This is a genomic window from Streptomyces sp. NBC_00459 (genome assembly GCF_036013955.1).
Taxonomy (GTDB): domain Bacteria; phylum Actinomycetota; class Actinomycetes; order Streptomycetales; family Streptomycetaceae; genus Streptomyces.
Genome location: NZ_CP107903.1, coordinates 2,319,193 through 2,337,033 on the forward strand (window position 1 = coordinate 2,319,193; position 17,841 = coordinate 2,337,033).

At 71.4% G+C, this 17,841-nt stretch carries 15 protein-coding genes; 3 read left to right on the plus strand and 12 right to left on the minus strand.

The window, feature by feature from the left end:
* Nucleotides 1-8: 8 nt before the first annotated feature.
* From OHN74_RS10150 to OHN74_RS10175, 6 genes are all read right to left on the minus strand, one after another.
* Nucleotides 9-1,532 (minus strand): lysine N(6)-hydroxylase/L-ornithine N(5)-oxygenase family protein, encoded by a 1,524-nt coding sequence (locus OHN74_RS10150; RefSeq protein WP_327694201.1) that lies wholly within the window; start codon nucleotides 1,530-1,532, stop codon nucleotides 9-11.
* Nucleotides 1,529-2,893: a pyridoxal phosphate-dependent decarboxylase family protein gene (locus OHN74_RS10155; protein ID WP_327694202.1), complete on the minus strand. Its 1,365-nt coding sequence runs from the start codon at nucleotides 2,891-2,893 to the stop codon at nucleotides 1,529-1,531. The genes OHN74_RS10150 and OHN74_RS10155 overlap by 4 nt, the downstream gene beginning before the upstream one ends.
* 205 nt (nucleotides 2,894-3,098) lie before the next feature.
* Entirely contained in the window at nucleotides 3,099-5,606 is a 2,508-nt protein-coding gene (pepN, locus tag OHN74_RS10160; protein WP_443060361.1) for an aminopeptidase N, read from the minus strand.
* 104 nt (nucleotides 5,607-5,710) lie between these two features.
* Entirely contained in the window at nucleotides 5,711-6,277 is a 567-nt protein-coding gene (locus tag OHN74_RS10165) for a response regulator (RefSeq protein WP_327694204.1), read from the minus strand.
* Between the two features lie 140 nt (nucleotides 6,278-6,417).
* Nucleotides 6,418-6,762, minus strand: a complete 345-nt coding sequence (locus OHN74_RS10170) for a chorismate mutase (RefSeq protein WP_327694206.1) — start codon at nucleotides 6,760-6,762, stop codon at nucleotides 6,418-6,420.
* Between the two features lie 87 nt (nucleotides 6,763-6,849).
* Nucleotides 6,850-7,740, minus strand: a complete 891-nt coding sequence (locus OHN74_RS10175) for a helix-turn-helix domain-containing protein (RefSeq protein ID WP_327694208.1) — start codon at nucleotides 7,738-7,740, stop codon at nucleotides 6,850-6,852.
* Between the two features lie 136 nt (nucleotides 7,741-7,876).
* Between OHN74_RS10175 and OHN74_RS10180 the strand changes: the two genes are divergently transcribed.
* Complete coding sequence (locus OHN74_RS10180; protein WP_327694209.1) at nucleotides 7,877-9,649, plus strand: glycoside hydrolase family 35 protein; 1,773 nt, start codon at nucleotides 7,877-7,879, stop codon at nucleotides 9,647-9,649.
* A gap of 76 nt (nucleotides 9,650-9,725) precedes the next feature.
* On the opposite strand, the gene OHN74_RS10185 is transcribed toward OHN74_RS10180, so the two are convergent.
* Nucleotides 9,726-10,520 carry a S1 family peptidase gene (locus tag OHN74_RS10185; protein ID WP_327694210.1) on the minus strand — a complete coding sequence of 265 codons (795 nt, stop codon included), beginning with the start codon at nucleotides 10,518-10,520 and terminating at the stop codon, nucleotides 9,726-9,728.
* A gap of 179 nt (nucleotides 10,521-10,699) precedes the next feature.
* On the opposite strand from OHN74_RS10185, the gene OHN74_RS10190 reads away from it, so the two are divergent.
* Together OHN74_RS10190 and OHN74_RS10195 are read left to right on the plus strand one after the other, a co-directional pair.
* Nucleotides 10,700-11,620: a hypothetical protein gene (locus OHN74_RS10190; protein WP_327694211.1), complete on the plus strand. Its 921-nt coding sequence runs from the start codon at nucleotides 10,700-10,702 to the stop codon at nucleotides 11,618-11,620.
* Nucleotides 11,621-11,695: 75 nt separating this feature from the next.
* On the plus strand, nucleotides 11,696-12,433 hold the full coding sequence (locus tag OHN74_RS10195; protein WP_327694213.1) for an ankyrin repeat domain-containing protein: 738 nt from the start codon (nucleotides 11,696-11,698) through the stop codon (nucleotides 12,431-12,433).
* Nucleotides 12,434-12,523: 90 nt separating this feature from the next.
* Here OHN74_RS10195 and OHN74_RS10200 read toward each other — a convergent pair whose 3' ends face one another.
* The 5 genes from OHN74_RS10200 to qcrB form a co-directional block, all read right to left on the minus strand.
* Nucleotides 12,524-13,333 carry an SDR family oxidoreductase gene (locus tag OHN74_RS10200; protein WP_327694214.1) on the minus strand — a complete coding sequence of 270 codons (810 nt, stop codon included), beginning with the start codon at nucleotides 13,331-13,333 and terminating at the stop codon, nucleotides 12,524-12,526.
* A 41-nt stretch (nucleotides 13,334-13,374) separates the two neighbouring features.
* Complete coding sequence (locus tag OHN74_RS10205) at nucleotides 13,375-14,532, minus strand: acetyl-CoA C-acetyltransferase (RefSeq protein WP_327694215.1); 1,158 nt, start codon at nucleotides 14,530-14,532, stop codon at nucleotides 13,375-13,377.
* A 27-nt stretch (nucleotides 14,533-14,559) separates the two neighbouring features.
* Nucleotides 14,560-15,198, minus strand: a complete 639-nt coding sequence (locus OHN74_RS10210) for a TetR/AcrR family transcriptional regulator (RefSeq protein ID WP_327694216.1) — start codon at nucleotides 15,196-15,198, stop codon at nucleotides 14,560-14,562.
* 31 nt (nucleotides 15,199-15,229) lie between these two features.
* Entirely contained in the window at nucleotides 15,230-16,033 is an 804-nt protein-coding gene (locus OHN74_RS10215; protein WP_327694217.1) for an SDR family oxidoreductase, read from the minus strand.
* Between the two features lie 98 nt (nucleotides 16,034-16,131).
* Complete coding sequence (gene qcrB, locus OHN74_RS10220; RefSeq protein WP_327694218.1) at nucleotides 16,132-17,772, minus strand: cytochrome bc1 complex cytochrome b subunit; 1,641 nt, start codon at nucleotides 17,770-17,772, stop codon at nucleotides 16,132-16,134.
* Nucleotides 17,773-17,841 lie beyond the last annotated feature (69 nt).

The window sequence follows — 17,841 nt, forward strand, 5'->3', positions numbered from 1 at the left end:
CGGATTCCCTAGATTCCTTCCACGAGGGGGGTCAGCACATGGTGCTGGCCCTTTTCTCGTTCCTGGCTCTGCCGGGGGGTCGGGACCTGGGGCAGTGGTGGTTCGAGGCCGAAGGTGGTGAAGGCGGTTCTGGCCGGCTGGGGGTATGGGGCGTCGCCGGTGAGGGAGTTGAGGATGACGGCGCTGCGCCAGGCGACGAGTCCGAGGTCGGGGGTGCCGACGCCGTGGGTGTGGAGTTCGGCGTTCTGGACGTAGACGTGGCTGCCGGAGCCGGTGATGGCGGGGTCCAGGACGAGTCCGAACTGTTCGTCGATGCGGGGGCGTTGGGCGTTGTCGCGGCGGAGGTAGGGGTCGAGTCCGGCGAGGACGCGGTCGAGGGGGCGGTCGCGGTAGCCGGTGGCGAGGACGACGGCGTCGGTGGTGAGGCGGGAGCGGGTGCCCTGCTGGGTGTGTTCGAGGTGGAGTTCGACCTTGGTGGCGGCGACGCGGCCGGCGGTGCGGACGTGGACGCCGGGGGTGAGGACGGCTTCGGGCCAGCCACCGTGGAGGGTGCGGCGGTAGAGCTCGTCGTGGATGGCGGCGATGGTGTCGGCGCCGATGCCCTTGTGGAGTTGCCACTGGGCGGCGACGAGGCGGTCGCGTACGGGTTCGGTGAGGGCGTGGAAGTAGTGGGTGTGGTCGGGGGTGAAGTGTTCGAGGCCGAGTTTGGAGTACTCCATGGGCGCGAAGGCCTCGGTGCGTCCCAGCCAGTGGATCTTCTCGCGTCCGGCGGGGCGGTGGCGGAGGAGGTCGAGGAAGATCTCGGCGCCGGTCTGTCCCGATCCGATGACGGTGACGTGTTCGGCGGTGAGGAGCCGGTCGCGGTGGGCGAGGTAGTCGGCTGCGTGCAGGACGGGCACGGTGGGGGCTTCGACGAGGGGTTTGAGGGGTTCGGGGATGTAGGGCTCGCTGCCGATGCCGAGGACGACGTTCTTCGTGTACGTCCGGCCGAGGGCCTCGGCTTCTCCGTCGGCGTCGAGCTGGGTGAAGTCGACTTCGAACACGTCTCGTTCGGGGTTCCAGCGGACGGCGTCGACCTGGTGTCCGAAGTGCAGTCGGGGCAGGTTCTCGCTGACCCAGCGGCAGTAGGCGTCGTATTCGGCGCGCTGGATGTGGAAGCGCTCGGCGAAGTAGAACGGGAAGAGCCGGTCGCGGCTCTTGAGGTAGCTGAGGAAGGACCAGGGGCTGGTGGGGTCGGCGAGGGTCACCAGGTCGGCGAGGAAGGGGACTTGGACGGTGGCGCCGTCGATGAGGAGTCCGGGGTGCCAGTCGAAGCGGGGGTGTTGTTCGTAGAAGACGGTGTCGAGGCCGGGGAGCCGGTGGGCGAGCGCGGCGAGGGAGAGGTTGCAGGGGCCGATGCCGATGCCGACGAGGTCGTGGGGGGCGTCGGGGCTGGGAGCCGGGGTGGGGGTGGCGGCCGGGTTGTCGTCGGGCGTGGAGGGTGTGGGGGGTGTGGGGGGTGTGGGGGGTGTGGGGGGTGTGGGGGGTGTCATCGGGAGGTGTTTCCTTCCACCAGCTTCAGGAGTGCGGCCAGGTCGTCCGGCCGGGTGTGGGGGTTGAGGAGGGTGACCTTGAGCCAGAGGCGGCCGTCGAGGTGGGCGCGGCCGAGGACGGCGTGTCCGTCGTGGAGGAGTTTTCGGCGTACGGCGGCGACGGCGTCGTCGGACGCTCCGGCGGGCCGGAAGAGCACGGTGCTGATGGTGGGCGGGTCGTGGAGCTCGAAGCCGGGGTGGGTCCGGACGAGGCGGGCGAACTCGTGGGCGTGGGCGCAGACCTGGTCGACGAGGGCGCCGAGTCCGTCGCGGCCGAGGGTTTTGAGGGTGACGGCGATCTTGAGGATGTCGGGTCGTCGGGTGGTGCGCAGGGAGCGGCCGAGGAGGTCGGGGAGGCCTGCTTCGGTGTCGTCGTCGGCGTTGAGGTAGTCGGCGTGTTGGGCGAGTGCGGTGAGGTCGTCCGGGTTTTTGACGGTGAGGAGGCCTGCGGCGACGGGTTGCCAGCCGAGTTTGTGCAGGTCGAGGGTGACGGTGTCGGCGTGTTCGAGGCCGGCGAGCCTGGTGCGGTGGCGCGCGCTGAAGAGGAGGCCGCCGCCGTAGGCGGCGTCGACGTGGAGCCGGGCGCCGTGGGCGGCGCAGAGGGCGGCGATCTGGGGCAGCGGGTCGATGAGTCCGGCGTCGGTGGTTCCGGCGGTGGCGGCGACGAGGAGTGAGCCGCGGGGGCCCGACAGCTCGGTGAGGGCTTCGTCGAGGGCGGCGGGGTCGAGGGTTCCGGCCGGGGCGGGGACGGTGACGGGTTCGGGGAGGCCGAGGAGCCAGGCGGCGCGGGGCAGGGAGTGGTGGGCGTTGGCGCCGTGGACGAGGCGGACGCCGGGGTGTGCCTCGCGGGCGAGGAGCAGGGCGAGTTGGTTGGACTCGGTGCCGCCGGTGGTGACGAGGGCGTCGGCGGCGCCGGTCTCGGCGGCGAGGGCGCGCGCGACGAGGGTTTCCAGTTCGGAGGCGGCCGGGGCCTGGTCCCAGGAGTCGAGGGACGGGTTGAGGGCACTGGCGGCCAGGTCGGCGGCGGTGGCCACGGCGAGGGGCGGGCAGTGCAGGTGGGCGGCGCAGTGGGGGTGGGCGGGGTCGGCGGCGCCTTCGGCGAGGGCGCGGACGAGGTCGTAGAGGGCGTTGTCGTCGCCCTTGTCGGGCAGTACGTCCCCGACGGCGGCGCGGATCCGCTGGGCGACGGTTCCGGGTCCGCCGGCGGGGAGGGGGCCGCCGCGCGCGTGTCCGCCGTCCGTGAGGGCGCCGAGGACCGTGTCGAGCAACGGCCGCAGGGCGTCGGGGCCTTCGGCGCCTGAGGCGAGGGGCGGCGTGCGCATGGTGGTCCTCCCGGGGCGCGTGGCTGGGGAGTTCCAGCTTGGACGGGGCTGGGGCGACGCGCCCGGGAAGACCAACGATCGGAACCCGAAAGGAGGTACGGGGGTTGCCTTGGGGAGGGTGTGTGGGGCAGGGGGTGTCCCTGGGCCCCACACGTGCGCCCTTACGCGTGCCCGTTGCCCGTACCCGTTCCGGACGGTGTGGGTGTTACGCCTGCTCCCGCGTCCCTTCCCGTACGCGCAGTGCGCGTCCCAGGTCGTCGAGCTGGTCGACGAGTTTGCGGCGCAGTCCCGGTATCGGGGCGGCGTCGCGCAGGCACTCCTCGCCGAGGCGGAGGGTGTCGGGGCTGACGGCGTGGGCCGGGAAGGCCCAGCGGCCGGCGGCGTCGGCCATGGCGGGGCCCCGGCGGGTGGCGACGGCGACCGCGTCGGTCCAGTACCGCTTGACGTACTCCTCGGTGAGGTCGGTCTGTTCGGGCTGCCAGAAGCCCTGGGCGGTGGCCACGAACAGGTAGTTGGAGAGCTCGTCCGAGTTGAACATCTGTTCCCAGGCCCGGAGTTTGGCCTCGGGGTCGGGCAGGGCGGCACGGCAGCGGGCCGCTCCTTCCTGGCCGGAGGCGCTGGGGTCGCGGGCCAGTTCCGCGTCGATCTCCGCCTCGTCGGTGGCGCCGAGGACCGCGAGCCGGGCCAGGACGCGCCAGCGCAGTTCGGGGTCGAGTTCGGGGCCGCCGGAGACCGTGCCGTCGGCGAGCCAGGCGGCGATGGTGTCGGGGTGGGCGGCGACGTCGATGAAGTGGCGTACGGCGATGAGGCGCAGGCCGGGGTGGTCGCCGTCCTCGGTGCGGCGGATGAGGTCGCGGCACAGGGAGGCGAGGGCGGCGAGGGCGGCGGGGCGTTCCTGCGGGGACAGGTAGCGGTCGGCGACGACGGTCGACGCGAAGGTGAGGACGCCCTGGACGAGGGCGAGGTCGGTTTCGCGCGGGAGGTGGGTGCGGACGGTCTCCAGGTAGTCCGCGGGCGGGAGTTGGCCGTCGCGTACGGCGTCGCGCAGGGCGTTCCAGACGACCGCGCGGGTGAGCGGGTCGGGGAGGCCGGAGAGGGCGGCACGGACGGTTTTGAAGGACTCGGGGTCGAAGCGGACCTTGGCGTAGGTCAGGTCGCCGTCGTTGACGAGGAGCAGGGCGGGCCGCTTGCCGATGGGCTCCGGGGCGTCCTGGGGGACGTCGACGTGGAGGCGCTCGCGGAGGGTGAGGGCGCCGTCGCCGGTGACGTCGTGGTCGTAGAGGCCCACGGCGACGCGGTGGGGGCGGCTGCCGTCGTGGCGGACGGTGAGGTTGCAGGCGCCGGCGTCGCCGTTGGTGAGGCGTGGGGTGAGGGTGTCGACGCCGGTGGTGCGCAGCCAGGCGTCGGCCCAGGCGTGGACGTCGCGTTCGGTGGCGGCGGCGAGGGAGTCGATGAAGTCGGCGAGGGTGGCGTTGCCGAACCTGTGCCGGGCGAAGTGGGTGTTGATGCCGGCCAGGAAGTCCTTCTCGCCGAGCCAGGCGACGAGTTGGCGCAGGGCGGAGGCGCCCTTGGCGTAGGAGATGCCGTCGAAGTTGACGAGGGCGGCGGCGGTGTCGTCGACGGCCTCGGGGGCGACTGGGTGGGTGGAGGGGCGCTGGTCGGCGTCGTAGCCCCAGGCCTTGCGGGAGACGCCGAAGTCGGTCCAGGTGTCGGTGTAGCGGGTGGCTTCGGTGAGGGTCTGGTAGCCCATGTACTCGGCGAAGGACTCGTTCAGCCAGATGTCGTCCCACCACTGGAGGGTGACGAGGTCGCCGAACCACATGTGGGCCATCTCGTGGGCGATGACCATGGCGCGGGTCTGGCGTTCGGTGTCGGTGACGGCGGAGCGGTAGACGAACTCGTCGCGGAAGGTGACGAGGCCGGGGTTCTCCATGGCACCGAAGTTGAACTCGGGGACGAACGCCTGGTCGTAGGAGTCGAAGGGGTAGGGCTCCTCGAACTTCTCGTGGTAGCGGTCGTAGCACGCGCGCGTGATGTCGAGGAGTTCGTCGGCGTCGGTGTCGAGGTGGGGGGCGAGGGAGCGGCGGCAGTGCAGGCCGAAGGGGAGGCCGCGGTGCTCGCTGCGGATGGAGTGCCAGGGGCCGGCGGCGACGGCGACGAGGTAGGTGGAGATGCGGGGGGTGGGGGCGGCCTGCCAGAGTCCGTCGGCGGTTTCGGTGGTGATGCCGTTGGCGAGGACGGTCCAGCCCTCGGGGGCGCGCACGGTGAACTCGAAGACGGCCTTGAGGTCGGGCTGGTTGAAGTTGGCGAAGACGGCTGCCGCGTCCTCCAGGGACATCTGGGTGTAGAGGTAGGTCTCGTCGTCGACGGGGTCGGTGAAGCGGTGCATGCCCTCGCCGGTGCGGGAGTAGCGCATCACCGCGTCCACGCGCAGTTCGTGCTCGCCCTCGGCGAGGCCCGTCAGGGGCAGTCGGCCGTCGGTGAGGGCGCTAGTGTCCAGGGACTGGCCGTCGAGGGTGGCCGATCGCAGCTCGACGGGCCTGACCTCGACGAACGTGTCCGCGCCGGTGTGGCCCGCCGTCACCGCGAAGCGGATCGCGGTACGGGATTCGAAGGTGTCGTCCCCGGTGGTGAGGTCGAGTTCGACCGTGTACCGGTGGACGTCCAGGAGGGTGGCACGGGCTTGCGCTTCGTCGCGCGTCAGTACGGACATGGGGGACATGCTGCCTGATGCCGCTGACAGGGCACAGGGGCGGATCGGTACACGGCCTTTGTCCCTGCGCGCGCCCCTGCCTCCGGTCCGGCCCGTGGGGCCGTTTACGGGGCCCGGGTGCTGCCTGGGTGCTGTCCCTCCTCCCGTTCCGGTCCGGGGACCCGGGCGGGCTCGTCGTGGGTCTCGCGGGGGTGCGGGAGGGCGGGGCGCAGGGTGTGTTCGGTGAGTACGTCGTGGTCCTTGACGAGGGCGCGGAGTTCCCGCACCTCCTGTTCGAGGGCCAGGTGGCGGCGGTGGGCGTCGTACAGGTAGCGGACCTTGGTGCGCAGGGTCCAGGGGTCGATGGGTTTCGTGACGAGGTCGGCGACGCCCAGCCCGAAGGCGGTGGAGGTGAGTTCGGCGTCCTGGCCGAAGCCGGTGAGCAGGACGACGGGGATGTGCTGGGTCTGTTCGAGGCGGCGCATGTAGCGCACGACGTCGAGGCCGCTGACGCCGGGCATGTGTACGTCGAGCAGGAGGAGGCCGACCTGGCCGCGCAGCACCTGTTTGAGCGCCTGGTCGCCGCTGGTGGCGCGGGCGAGCAGGTGGCCGAGCGGGGCCAGGGCGCTCTCCAGGGCGTACAGGGTGTCCTCGTGGTCGTCGACGATGAGGATCTTGGCATCCGACGGCATGGCCCGACGTCCCCTCCCGTGTGGACAACCGGCTGGCGCCCGTGCCACTGACGCGCAGTGCCCGTCAGCTGACTACGAGTGCACATGGAGTGCACAGCGCAGCATGCCCCCGCGGGTACCCGACTGTCACGCCCCGGGGGTCAGCTCACCGGTGGTTTCACGCCGTTCAGGGCGTCCTCGGCGATGCGCTCGTGGTGTCTGATCACTTCGGCGATGATGAAGTTGAGGAGTTTCTCGGCGAACGCGGGGTCGAGGTTGGCGCTTTCGGCGAGTCGGCGCAGGCGGGCGATCTGCAGGGCCTCGCGGTTCGGGTCGGCGGGCGGCAGTTGGTGTGCGGCTTTGAGGTGGCCGACCTGCTGGGTGCACTTGAAGCGCTCGGCGAGCATGTGGACGACGGCGGCGTCGATGTTGTCGATGCTCTCGCGCAACCGGCCGAGTTCCGCTCGGATCGCGGGGTCGACTTCACGGTTGTTGCTGGTGGTCATGGGCGTCCACATTACGTGGCGCGGATCGGGCGGGCTCGCGGGGCGTCGGGGTTGTGCGGGGCGCGTGAGGTGGGCGGGATCTCGGCGTCACGTCGTGTGCGGGCGTTCGACGGTCGGTGGGTCCGCGGGGTCGGGGACGCGGTCGCTCCAGCCGCCGGGGACCGTGCGTCCCTGTTGGGCCCGGAAGTGGACGGGGGCCATGCCGACGCGGCGGGTGAAGAGGCGGGAGAAGTACGCGGGGTCGTCGTAGCCGACGCGGCGGGCGACGGCGGCGACGGGCAGTTCGGTGGCGGCGAGGAGTTCCTTGGCGCGGCCGAGCCGGATGCCGAGGAGGTAGTCCTTGGGGCTGCATCCGGCGCCGCGTCGTACGGCGGTGCGCAGTTCGGCGGGGGTCATGCCGTGCCGGGCTGCGTGTTCGGCGACGCTCAGGGGCCGGCAGGCGTCCCGGGCGAGGGCGGCGAGGACCTGGTCGCCGTCGGGTGTCAGGTCGGCGCGGGTGCGGCGCAGGGCGACGAGCAGTTCGTGGACGGCGGCGGCGGTCTCGACCTCCAGGAGGGGGTTGCCACGGCGTGCGGCGCGGGCCATGCGCCCGATCACGGCCCGGGCGGGGCCGGCGTCGGTGAGGGGTACGAGGGGCCGCTCGGGTTCGATGTAGCCGAGTTCGGTGTACGTGGCGGCGGTGGGGCCGGTGAAGTCGACGAACGCCTCGTCCCAGCCGGTGTCCGGATCGGGCCCGTAGTGGTGGGCCGCGCCGGGGGTGAGCCAGATCAGGGTGGGCGCGGTGACGGGCCGGCGGCGTCCGTCGGTGCCCTGGAACCAGCCCCGGCCGCTGCTCACGACGACGGCCACGTGGTGGTCGAGGACGCGCGGGCCGACGGTGGGCAGGGCGCCGTGCTGGAGGCCGACTCCGAGGCAGACGAGGCCGAGCCGGTGGTGGGCGGGCGCGGGGCTGAAGAAGCGCATCCAGGTGCGGTACATCCGCGGTCCTCCCGCCTGTGTCCGTGCCGTGGTCGTCGCCGCCGGTCGACGGTGGGGAACCCCTGATCGCCCGGTCCAACTGGCGCCGATCTTTGTCCATGGACGCTGTCCGCCGCCAGAGGTGAGGGTGGGGCGCATGAGCGAGTTCACGGTGGGGGACACGGACTTCCTGCTGGACGGGCGGCCGGTGCGGCTGCTGTCCGGGGCGCTGCACTACTTCCGGGTGCACGAGGAGCAGTGGGCGCACCGGCTGGCGATGCTGCGGGCGATGGGCCTCAACTGCGTGGACACGTACGTCCCGTGGAACCTGCACGAGCCGCGTCCCGGTGACTTCCGCGATGTCGGGCAGTTGGGCCGGTTCCTGGACGCGGCGCGGGAGGCGGGGCTGTGGGCGATCGTGCGGCCGGGCCCGTACATCTGCGCGGAATGGGACAACGGCGGCCTCCCGCACTGGCTGACGGGACACACGCGCACGCGTGACGCCCGTTTCCTGGGTCCGGTGGAGCGCTGGTTCGGCCGTCTCCTCCCGGAGATCGTGTCGCGGCAGGTCGACCGGGGCGGCCCGGTGCTGATGGTGCAGGTCGAGAACGAGTACGGCAGTTACGGCTCCGACCGGGAGTACCTGGCCCGGCTGACCGGCCTGTTGCGGGCCGGGGGTGTGAGCGTCCCGCTGTTCACCTCGGACGGTCCGGAGGACCACATGCTGACGGGCGGCTCGGTCCCGGGCGTCCTGGCGACGGTGAATTTCGGTGCCCACGCGCGCGTGGCCTTCGGGACGCTGCGCCGGCACCGGCCGACGGGTCCGCTGATGTGCATGGAGTTCTGGTGCGGCTGGTTCGACCACTGGGGTGCCGGGCACGTCGTACGGGATCCCGGGGACGCTGCGCGGGCCCTGCGGGAGATCCTGGAGTGCGGGGCGTCGGTGAACGTCCATGTGGCGCACGGCGGTACGAGCTTCGCGGGCCGGGCGGGCGCCGACCGGGCCGGCGGCCCGTATCTCGGGGAGGTCCACGAGGGCGCTCTGGAGCCGGACGTGACGTCGTACGACTACGACGCGCCGATCGACGAACACGGGCGCCCCACGGAGAAGTTCTGGCGCTTCAGGGAGGTGCTCTCCGCGTACGCGGACACTCCCCCTCCCGAACCGCCGCCCGCTCCCCCCGCCTTGGGTGCCCCGGCCGACGCGCGCCTGACGCAGTGGGCGCCGCTGACCGCCGTGCTCGACGCCCTGGGCGGTCCGGAGACGGAACATGCCGTGCCGCCCACGTTCGAGGAACTGGACGTGGACCGCGGGCTCGTGCGCTACACGGTGACCGTTCCGGGGCCCCGGCGGCCGTATCCCCTGTCGGTGCGCGGGCTGCGGGATCTGGCGGTGGTGTACGTCGACGGGGTGCGGGCCGGGGTGCTCGGCGAGGGGGACGTGCGGCTGGCGGAGCCGGTGGCTGGGCACGCGCGCGTGGAGCTGTGGGTGGAGTCCCTGGGGCGGGTCAACTACGGGCCGCGCATCGGCGAGGCGAAGGGGGTCACCGGGGGTGTGCTGCACGAGCGGCAGTTTCTGCACGGGGTGCGGGCACGCGGGCTGCGGCTGGACGCGTTCGATGAGGAGGGGGCCCTGCGGGGGGTGCCTTTCGCGGGGCTGCCCGCCGAGGACGTCCCGGGGCTGTACAGGGGGGCCGTGACGGTGTGCGGGGCCGGGGACGCCCGGCTCGAACTGCCGGGGTGGACACGGGGCTTCGCGTGGGTCAACGGGTTCGGCCTGGGGCGCTACTGGTGTGTGGGCCCGCAGCACTCGCTGTACGTGCCCGGGCCGGTGCTGCGGGAGGGCGTGAACGAGGTGTGGGTGCTGGAACTGGAGGGCGCCGGGCCGACTGGGCTCGTCCTGAGCCCCGTCGAGCCCGGCGGCCACTGACGTGCCGTGCACGCACACGCGCGCGTGCACGTGTCCGGTTCCGGCGAGGCTGTGCGGCCCCGCCGGACTCGGGGGCCTACAGGGCGGACGCCGCCCGGGCTATGTCCTTCGCGAACGTGGACACCTGGGAGTAGACGCCGGGTACGCCGGGCCGGGCGCAGCCGTCGCCCCAGCTGACGATGCCGACCTGGATCCAGGCGCCGGTGTCGTCCTTGCGGAACATGGGCCCGCCGGAGTCGCCCTGGCAGGTGTCGACGCCGCCCGCCAGGTAGCCGGCGCACAGTTCGTCGCCGGGCACGAGCCGCTTGCCGTAGTGCAGCTTGCAGCCCGCGTCGCTGACGTAGGGGACGGTGGCCTTCAGCAGCTTGGTCGTGCCGGCGCCGGCGTTCTCCGTGGTGTCGCCCCAGCCTGCGATGGTGAACGTGCCGCGGTTGTACTGGGTGGTCGTGGCGATCTTCAGCGTGGGCTTGTCGATCGGCCGGGCGAGCTTGATGAGCGCCCAGTCCTTGCCGTTGCCGTCGTAGCCCGGGGCCTGGCGGACCTTGGTCGACCTGACCTTGATCGCACCCGAGGCGTTCAGGTCGGCGACCCCCGCGGTGACGGTGATGCCCGTGTTGGCGCCGGAGCCGTCCACGCAGTGGGCGGCGGTCAGGACGACGTCCTTCTTGTAGAGCGCGCCGCCGCAGCCCATCGAGAGGTGCACCAGCCACGGGAACTCGTTCTGCGCGGCGGGCGTTCCTCCTACGACGGGCGCGGGCGCGGCCTGTGCGGCGAGCGGCTGGAGGCTCGCGATCGCGAGGGCCGCGGCACCGACCGTCGCGGCCTTCTTGACCAGGGAGAAACCTCTTCCGACCGACGAGGTGTGGGTCAACGTACGTCCTTTCGTGGGGGTGGCGACAAAGAACGCAAGTATGAAGATCAGAGTGGGTGTGAAACAAGGGCGGATCTCACGTGCCCTCGGCGGAACCGGCCGGCAGGAATTCCGCTCTTACCTACAGCTCCCCGGCACGTAGGGTGGAAGAGAGTTCAGGGCGTCTTGGGGGTACGGACGTGGCGGACGGCGGACCGGTCGAGCACGGCTACCCACACCTGGAGACGGTGCGGGCAGCGATCAACGCGCTCTACAAGAGGCTCTCGTACGACACCGTCCAGACCTTCGCGACGAGTGTGGCCCCGGTCGACGTGGCCTTCTGCGACACCGACGACCTGCATCTGGGCGCGCAGCGGGTGGCCCGCGAGATGGTGCGCCACTACCGGCTCCCGGACGCGCGCATGATCGTCGGCTTCCGCGAGATGACCCACGCGGCGAATGTCGAACTGGCGGCGGGGCCCGAGTACTTCATCGAGTTGAACGACCGTTTCCGCACCCACCGCAGGGACATCGGCGCGGCCCTCGCGCACGAGGTGATGCACGTGTATCTGCACCGCCTGGACCTGTCCTTCCCGGGGACCCGGGACAACGAGATCCTCACGGACACGGCTGCGGCGTACCTGGGCGCGGGCTGGCTCCTCCTCGACGCCTTCCGCGAGGACGCTGCCTCGTCGCAGAAGCTCGGCTATCTCACGCCGGAGGAGTTCGGGTACGTCCTGGCCAAGCGGGCCCTGGTCTTCGACGAGGACCCGGCGATCTGGTTCACCAGTCCGCAGGCGTACACGGCGTACACGGCGGGCCTGGAGCTGGCCCGCCGCGACACCCGCCAGCCTCCACTGACGGCGGCGGGCTGGGCGGGCCGCCGCCGTTACGCGCGCGATCGCCGGCATGCCCAGGCCGACCACTCGCCGGAGGCGACGCAGCCGGGCGGTGTCCCCTACAGCTTCACCCCCGAGGCTTCCGGGGGCCCCGGCGGCCACGGTCCGCTGCGGGTCTCGTTCCCCTGTCCGACCTGCCATCAGCGGATCAGGGTTCCGGTACGGGGGCGGGTGCGGGCGCGGTGCGGGGTGTGCCGGACGGTGCTGGAGTGCGACACATGACGTCGGGGCAGCGTGGGGCACCTCACCCCCAAACCCTTTGCCTCACCGGCCCTTCGCGAGCGAAGGTCGGAAGGTATGAACGGGCAAGAACCGCATATCGGCAGTGAGCGCGATCTCTTCACAGCGGTGTACGCGGGTGACGAGGACGCGGTCGTAAGGCTGCTGCGCCTCGGTGTGAGCCCGGAAGCGGTGGACGAGGACGGCCAGAGTGCCCTGTACGGGGCGGCGGTGAGCGACGCGCCCGGCATCGTGCGGCTGCTGCTGTCCGCCGGTGCCGCGCCCGACCGGCTGAGCGCGGGGTCGGACCTCCCCCTGTGCGGGGCGGCCTGCGGCGGGCACGCGGAGGTCGTTCGCGCGCTGCTGGCTTCGGGGGCCGCTCCCGACGCGGTGGAGGCGTTCGGATTCACGGCCCTGACCTGGGCCCTGCGATGCGGTCACGCGGCGGTGGCGGAGGCCCTGCTCGCCGCGGGCGCGGACCCGAACCGCCCCGACCCTACCGGTCTGCCTCCACTGGTCGCAGCCGCCCGCCGGGGCTACCCCGCCTGCGTACGGTCCCTGCTGGCGCACGGCGCCGGGTCGAGGGGGGAGGCGCTGGCGGAGGCCCGCCGCTGGACCTGGCTGGACGTGGCGTCGGAGCTCCGGGCGGGGCTGGGTCGTGCGCACGGGTTCGGCGGGGAGTATGTGACGCGGCGCTGGGCGGAGGGGGTGGCCGTAGAGCTTGTGCGGGACGGAAACGTGGTGGCGGGGGTTGACCAGGGGACCGGTCACGCGGAGATCGTGGCGGTGCTGGAGGAGGTGCTGGGGGTCGGGTGAGCTCTTTCCTCTCCCCCGCCGCCCCTACCCGTCCCGTTCCTGGGGGCTGCGCCCCCAGACCCCCGCTTCGGCCGTGAAGGGGCCTCGTCCTCAAACTCCCCCAGAGGGGGGACAGCCGGACGGGCTGGATGTTCCACCACCCCTGTTCGCCGTCGCCGCGTCCAGAAACGCGGGCCGTTCACCCCCGCCGTGCACCAGCAGACTCGCCCCGCTGATGTACGCCGCGGCATCGGACGCCAGGAAGACGGCCGCGGCGCCGACGTCGGACGGATCGGCGAGGCGGCCCGCCGGGACCGTGCGGGCGACCGCTTCGAGGCCGTCGTCACCGCCGTAGTGCAGATGGGACAGCTCGGTGCGGACCATCCCGACGACAAGGGTGTTGACCCGTACGTCGGGCGCCCACTCCACGGCCATCGACCGGGCGAGATGCTCCAGCCCCGCCTTGGCCGCGCCGTACGCGGCGGTCCCGGGCGACGGACGGCTCCCGCTCACGCTGCCGATCATCACCACTGATCCCCGGGCCCGTTTCAGATGCTCGTACGCGGCGAGGGAGACGGTGAGCGGCGTGATCAGGTTCAGCTCGACGACACGGACGTGTCTGTCGACATCGCCGCCCCCGTCCCCATTCCCGTCTCCACCCCCACCACCCCCCAACGGTCGATAAGGGCTGCCCCCTACGTTGTTGACGAGCACGTCGAGGCGCGGCAGACCCCCGACGAAGTCGTACACCGCCGTCCGGTCCCGCAGGTCGACAGCCGTGAACTCCACGCCGGGCAGCGGGACTTCGGGCGGTCGGCGAGCGCAGACCAGCACCTCCGCCCCCGCCTCGACGAGAGCCCTCGCGATCCCCGCGCCGACTCCGCGGGTACCACCGGTGACAAGGGCGACACGGCCTTTCAAGCCGTCGGAAGCCTTCGGAACGTTCGAGCTGTTCAAGTCGATCAGAGCCGTTCGATGATCGTCACGTTCGCCTGTCCCCCGCCCTCGCACATCGTCTGGAGCCCGAACCGCCCGCCCGTGCGCTCCAGTTCGTGCAGAAGGGTCGTCATCAGCTTGACGCCGGTCGCGCCGAGAGGGTGACCGAGGGCTATCGCGCCGCCGTTGACGTTGACCCTGGCCGGATCGGCGCCGGTCTCCTTCAGCCAGGCAAGCACGACCGGTGCGAAGGCCTCGTTGATCTCGACGAGGTCGATGTCCTCGATGGACAGGCCGGACTTCTTGAGGGCGTAGGCGGTGGCCGGGATCGGCGCCGTCAGCATCCGGATCGGGTCCTCGCCCCGTACGGACAGATGGTGGACGCGGGCCCGGGGCCGCAGCCCGTGTTCGCGTACCGCCCGCTCGGAGGCGAGGAGCATCGCGGCGGCGCCGTCGGACACCTGGGAGGAGACGGCGGCGGTGATGGTGCCGCCGTCGATGACGGGCTTCAGGCCGGCCATCTTCGCCAGGGAGGTGTCCCGGCGCGGGCCCTCGTCGACGGTCACCGTCTCGTAGGCCACGGTCTCGCGGGCGAAGCGGCCCTCGTCGATGGCCAGGACCGCGCGTTCGTGCGAGCGCAGCGCGTACTCCTCCTGGTCCTGCCTGGTGATGCCCCACTTGGCGGCGATCATCTCGGCGCCGGCGAACTGGTTCACCGGCCGCTCCCCGTACCGTGCCTGCCAGCCCGCGCTGCCCGCGAACGGGCCCTCCGTGAGCCCCAGGGGCAGGGCCGCCTGACGGGAGGCGAAGGCGATCGGGATCATCGACATGTTCTGGACGCCACCCGCGACGACCAGGTCCTGCGTGCCGGACAGCACGGCCTGCGCGGCGAAGTGCACGGCCTGCTGCGAGGATCCGCACTGCCGGTCGACGGTCACACCCGGCACCTCCTCGGGCAGCCCGGCGGCCAGCCAGCTGGTGCGGGCGATGTCACCGGCCTGCGGCCCCACCGTGTCCAGGCACCCGAAGACGACGTCCTCCACGGCGGCCGGGTCGACCCCGGCCCGCGCCATGAGCGCGGTCAGCGCGTGCGCGCCCAGGTCCGCCGGGTGGACACCGCTCAGACCACCTCCACGCCGCCCGACGGGCGTACGGACCGCTTCGACGATGTAGGCCTCGGCCATGGCAACTCCCTCACAGAAAAGGTCTGTTCACGTATGGCTCTTCACTTGCGGCTGTTCACGTACGGCGATTCCGTCCAGCACCATCGACAGGTACTGGCGGGCGATCTCCTCCGGTCGGTGCTGGCCGCCGGGCCGGTACCAGGACGCGGCGACCCACACGGTGTCGCGCACGAAGCGGTAGGTGAGGCGGATGTCGAGGTCGGCGCGGAAGACCTCGGCGGCGACCCCGCGTTCCAGCGTGGAAAGCCACGCCTTCTCGAATCTGCGCTGCGACTCGGCGAGGAACGCGAACCGCTCCTGCACGACGAGTTGCTTGGACTCCTTCTGGTAGATCGCGACGGCGGCGCGGTGCCGGTCGATCTCCCGGAACGACTCGGTGACCAGCGCCTCCAGTGTCTCGCGCGGCCCGGACTCGGCGTCCAGGACGCTGTCGTAGCCCTCCCAGAGCTCGTCGAGGAACGTGCGCAGGATCTCCTCCAGCATCGATTCCTTGGAGTCGAAGTGGTAGTAGAGGCTGCCCGCGAGCATGCCGGCGTGGTCCGCGATCTTGCGTACGGTGGTGGCGTTGTAGCCCTGTTCGGCGAAGACCTCGGCGGCGGTGCCGAGGATTTCGCGGCGGCGGGCGGGCACGGCGGTCACCTGGGGCTTCTTCTTCGTAGGAGGCACACGTCCATTGTGGTCCCAGACATGGGCCGCCCTAGGGGTGCTGGCTGCTGGCGGAGACGACTTCCCCCGTCAGGTACGAGGAGTAGCCGGATGCCAGGAACACGATCACGTTGGCGATCTCCCAGGGCTCGGCGTACCTTCCGAAGGCTTCACGGGCGGTGAGTTCGGCCAGGAGTTCGGGGGTGGTCACCTTCACGAGGTGGGGATGCATGGCAAGGCTCGGTGACACGGCGTTGACCCGGACCCCGTACTCGGCGGCCTCGATGGCCGCACTGCGGGTCAGTGCCATCACGCCCGCCTTCGCGGCGGCGTAGTGCGCCTGCCCGGCCTGGGCCCGCCAGCCGACGACGGACGCGTTGTTGACGATCACGCCTCCTGGTCCTCCAGACCCTTCCGACCTGCTCTCGCGAAAGATCCGCAACGCGGCCCGCACGCACCGGAACGTGCCGCCCAGCGTCACGTCGAGCACCCTCGACCACTGCTCGTCCGTCATGTCGACGAGGGTCGAAGTGCCGCCGAGGCCCGCGTTGTTGACGACGATGTCGAGCCGCCCGTGCACTTCCACGGCCGTGTCGAAGAGGGCCCGCACCTGGCGCTCGTCGGTGACGTCGCAGGGCAGCGAGTCGACACCCTCGAACTCCCCGGCCAGTTCCCCCTCGTACTCCTTGAGCCGCCGCGCGTGCGCGTCGCTGATCAGCACGCGTGCGCCCTCCTCCAGGAACCGGCGGGCGGTGGCCCCGCCGATCCCCGCGCCCGCGGCTGCCGTGATGACGGCGGTGCGCCCCTTCAGCAGCCCGTGTCCGGGCACGTACGCCGGACTCTCGACGTCTCCCATGAGCCCACAGTACCTACCAAACACTTGTTAGGGAAGTCACCCGTCAGTGGCCCCGCCGTCGGCAGAACAGCCGATCCGCAGAACGACCGACCGGTCGATCAGTGGTGGTGATCGCCGCTGGTGAGTTCCCGGTACTCCTCCGGTGTCGGCTTGGCGATCCGGGTGCCGGGGCCGAACATGGACCGGGCCAGCCGGGCCCGCAGCCGCTGTCCGGGCGTGACCCGGCGGCGGACACCGCCGGCGTCGACGAGCGGGCCGATCTCGTACGGCGGGGCCTGTTCGTGCTGGGTGAGGGTGAACAGCGCCCCCTGCGAGAGAGGTTCGTGGACCTCGACGTACTCGCCGTGCGGGAGCCGTTTGACGGTGCCCGTCTCCCTGCCGTGCAGCACCTTGTCGCGGTCGCGGCGCTGGAGCCCCAGGCAAATGCGCTTCGTCACGACGAAGGCGACCACCGGCACCACGAAGAACCCGACCCGCACGAACCAGGTGATCGCGTTGATCGACAGATGCAGATGCGTGGCCACGATGTCGTTCCCGCCGCCGATCAGCAGCACGCCGTACAGACTCAGCCAGGCCACACCGAGTCCCGTACGGACAGGGACGTTTCGGGGGCGGTCGAGCACGTGGTGCTCACGCTTGTCGCCGGTGATCCAGGCCTCGACGAACGGGTACACACCGATGGCGGCCATGATGAGCGGGAAGAGGGAGAAGGGGATGAAGACCCCCAGCGCGAGGGTGTGACCCCAGGCGTTGATCTCCCATCCCGGCATCACGCGGATCAGCCCCTCGGAGAAGCCGAGATACCAGTCCGGTTGAGCACCGGTGGTGACGAGGTCGGCGCGGTAGGGGCCGAACGCCCATACGGGGTTGATGCTGGCGATGGCACCCATGACGGCCAGCACACCGAAGGTGAGGAAGAAGAAGCCGCCCGCCTTGGCCATGTAGACGGGCAGGAAGGGCATGCCGGTGACCGACTTCTCGTCGCGGCCGGGCCCCGGGTACTGCGTGTGCTTGTGGTAGAAGACCAGGATCAGATGGGCGACGACCAGCCCCAGCATGATCCCCGGCAGCAGCAGCACATGGATCGGGAAGAGCCGCGGGATGATGTCGTGGCCCGGGAACTCCCCGCCGAAGAGGAACATGGAGAGGTACGTCCCCACGACCGGGACGGACAGGATCGCGCCGTCGGCGAACCGGAGGCCGGTGCCGGAGAGCAGGTCGTCGGGGAGCGAGTAGCCGGTCAGGCCGGTGATGATGCCGAGGAACAACAGGGTCCAGCCGAACGCCCAGTTGAGCTCACGGGGCTTGCGGAACGCGCCGGTGAAGAAGACCCGCATCATGTGGATCAGCATCCCGGCGACGAAGACGAGCGCCGCCCAGTGATGGATCTGCCGGATCAGCAGTCCGCCGCGTACGTCGAAGCTGATGTCGAGTGTCGACTCGTACGCCCTGGTCATGATGACGCCGTTGAGCGGTGTGTACGTGCCGTTGTAGACGACCTCGACACCGCTCGGTTCGAAGAAGAGGGTGAGGTAGACGCCGGTGAGGATCAGGATGAGAAAGCTGTAGAGGCAGATCTCCCCGAGCATGAAGGACCAGTGGTCCGGGAAGACCTTGCGCATGTTGGCCTTGGCGAGGGCGTAGAGACCCAGCCGCCCGTCGGCCCAGTCGGCCAGCTTCTCGCCCCTGGGGGCCTCACCCCGGCGCGCGGAACTCCCCTTGCCCACAGCCGTGTTCATCCGCACTGCCCTCCCCCTCGGATGGTCCTCAGGGTGGCACGGCGGCCCAGCGATGCCAACGGTGCGTCC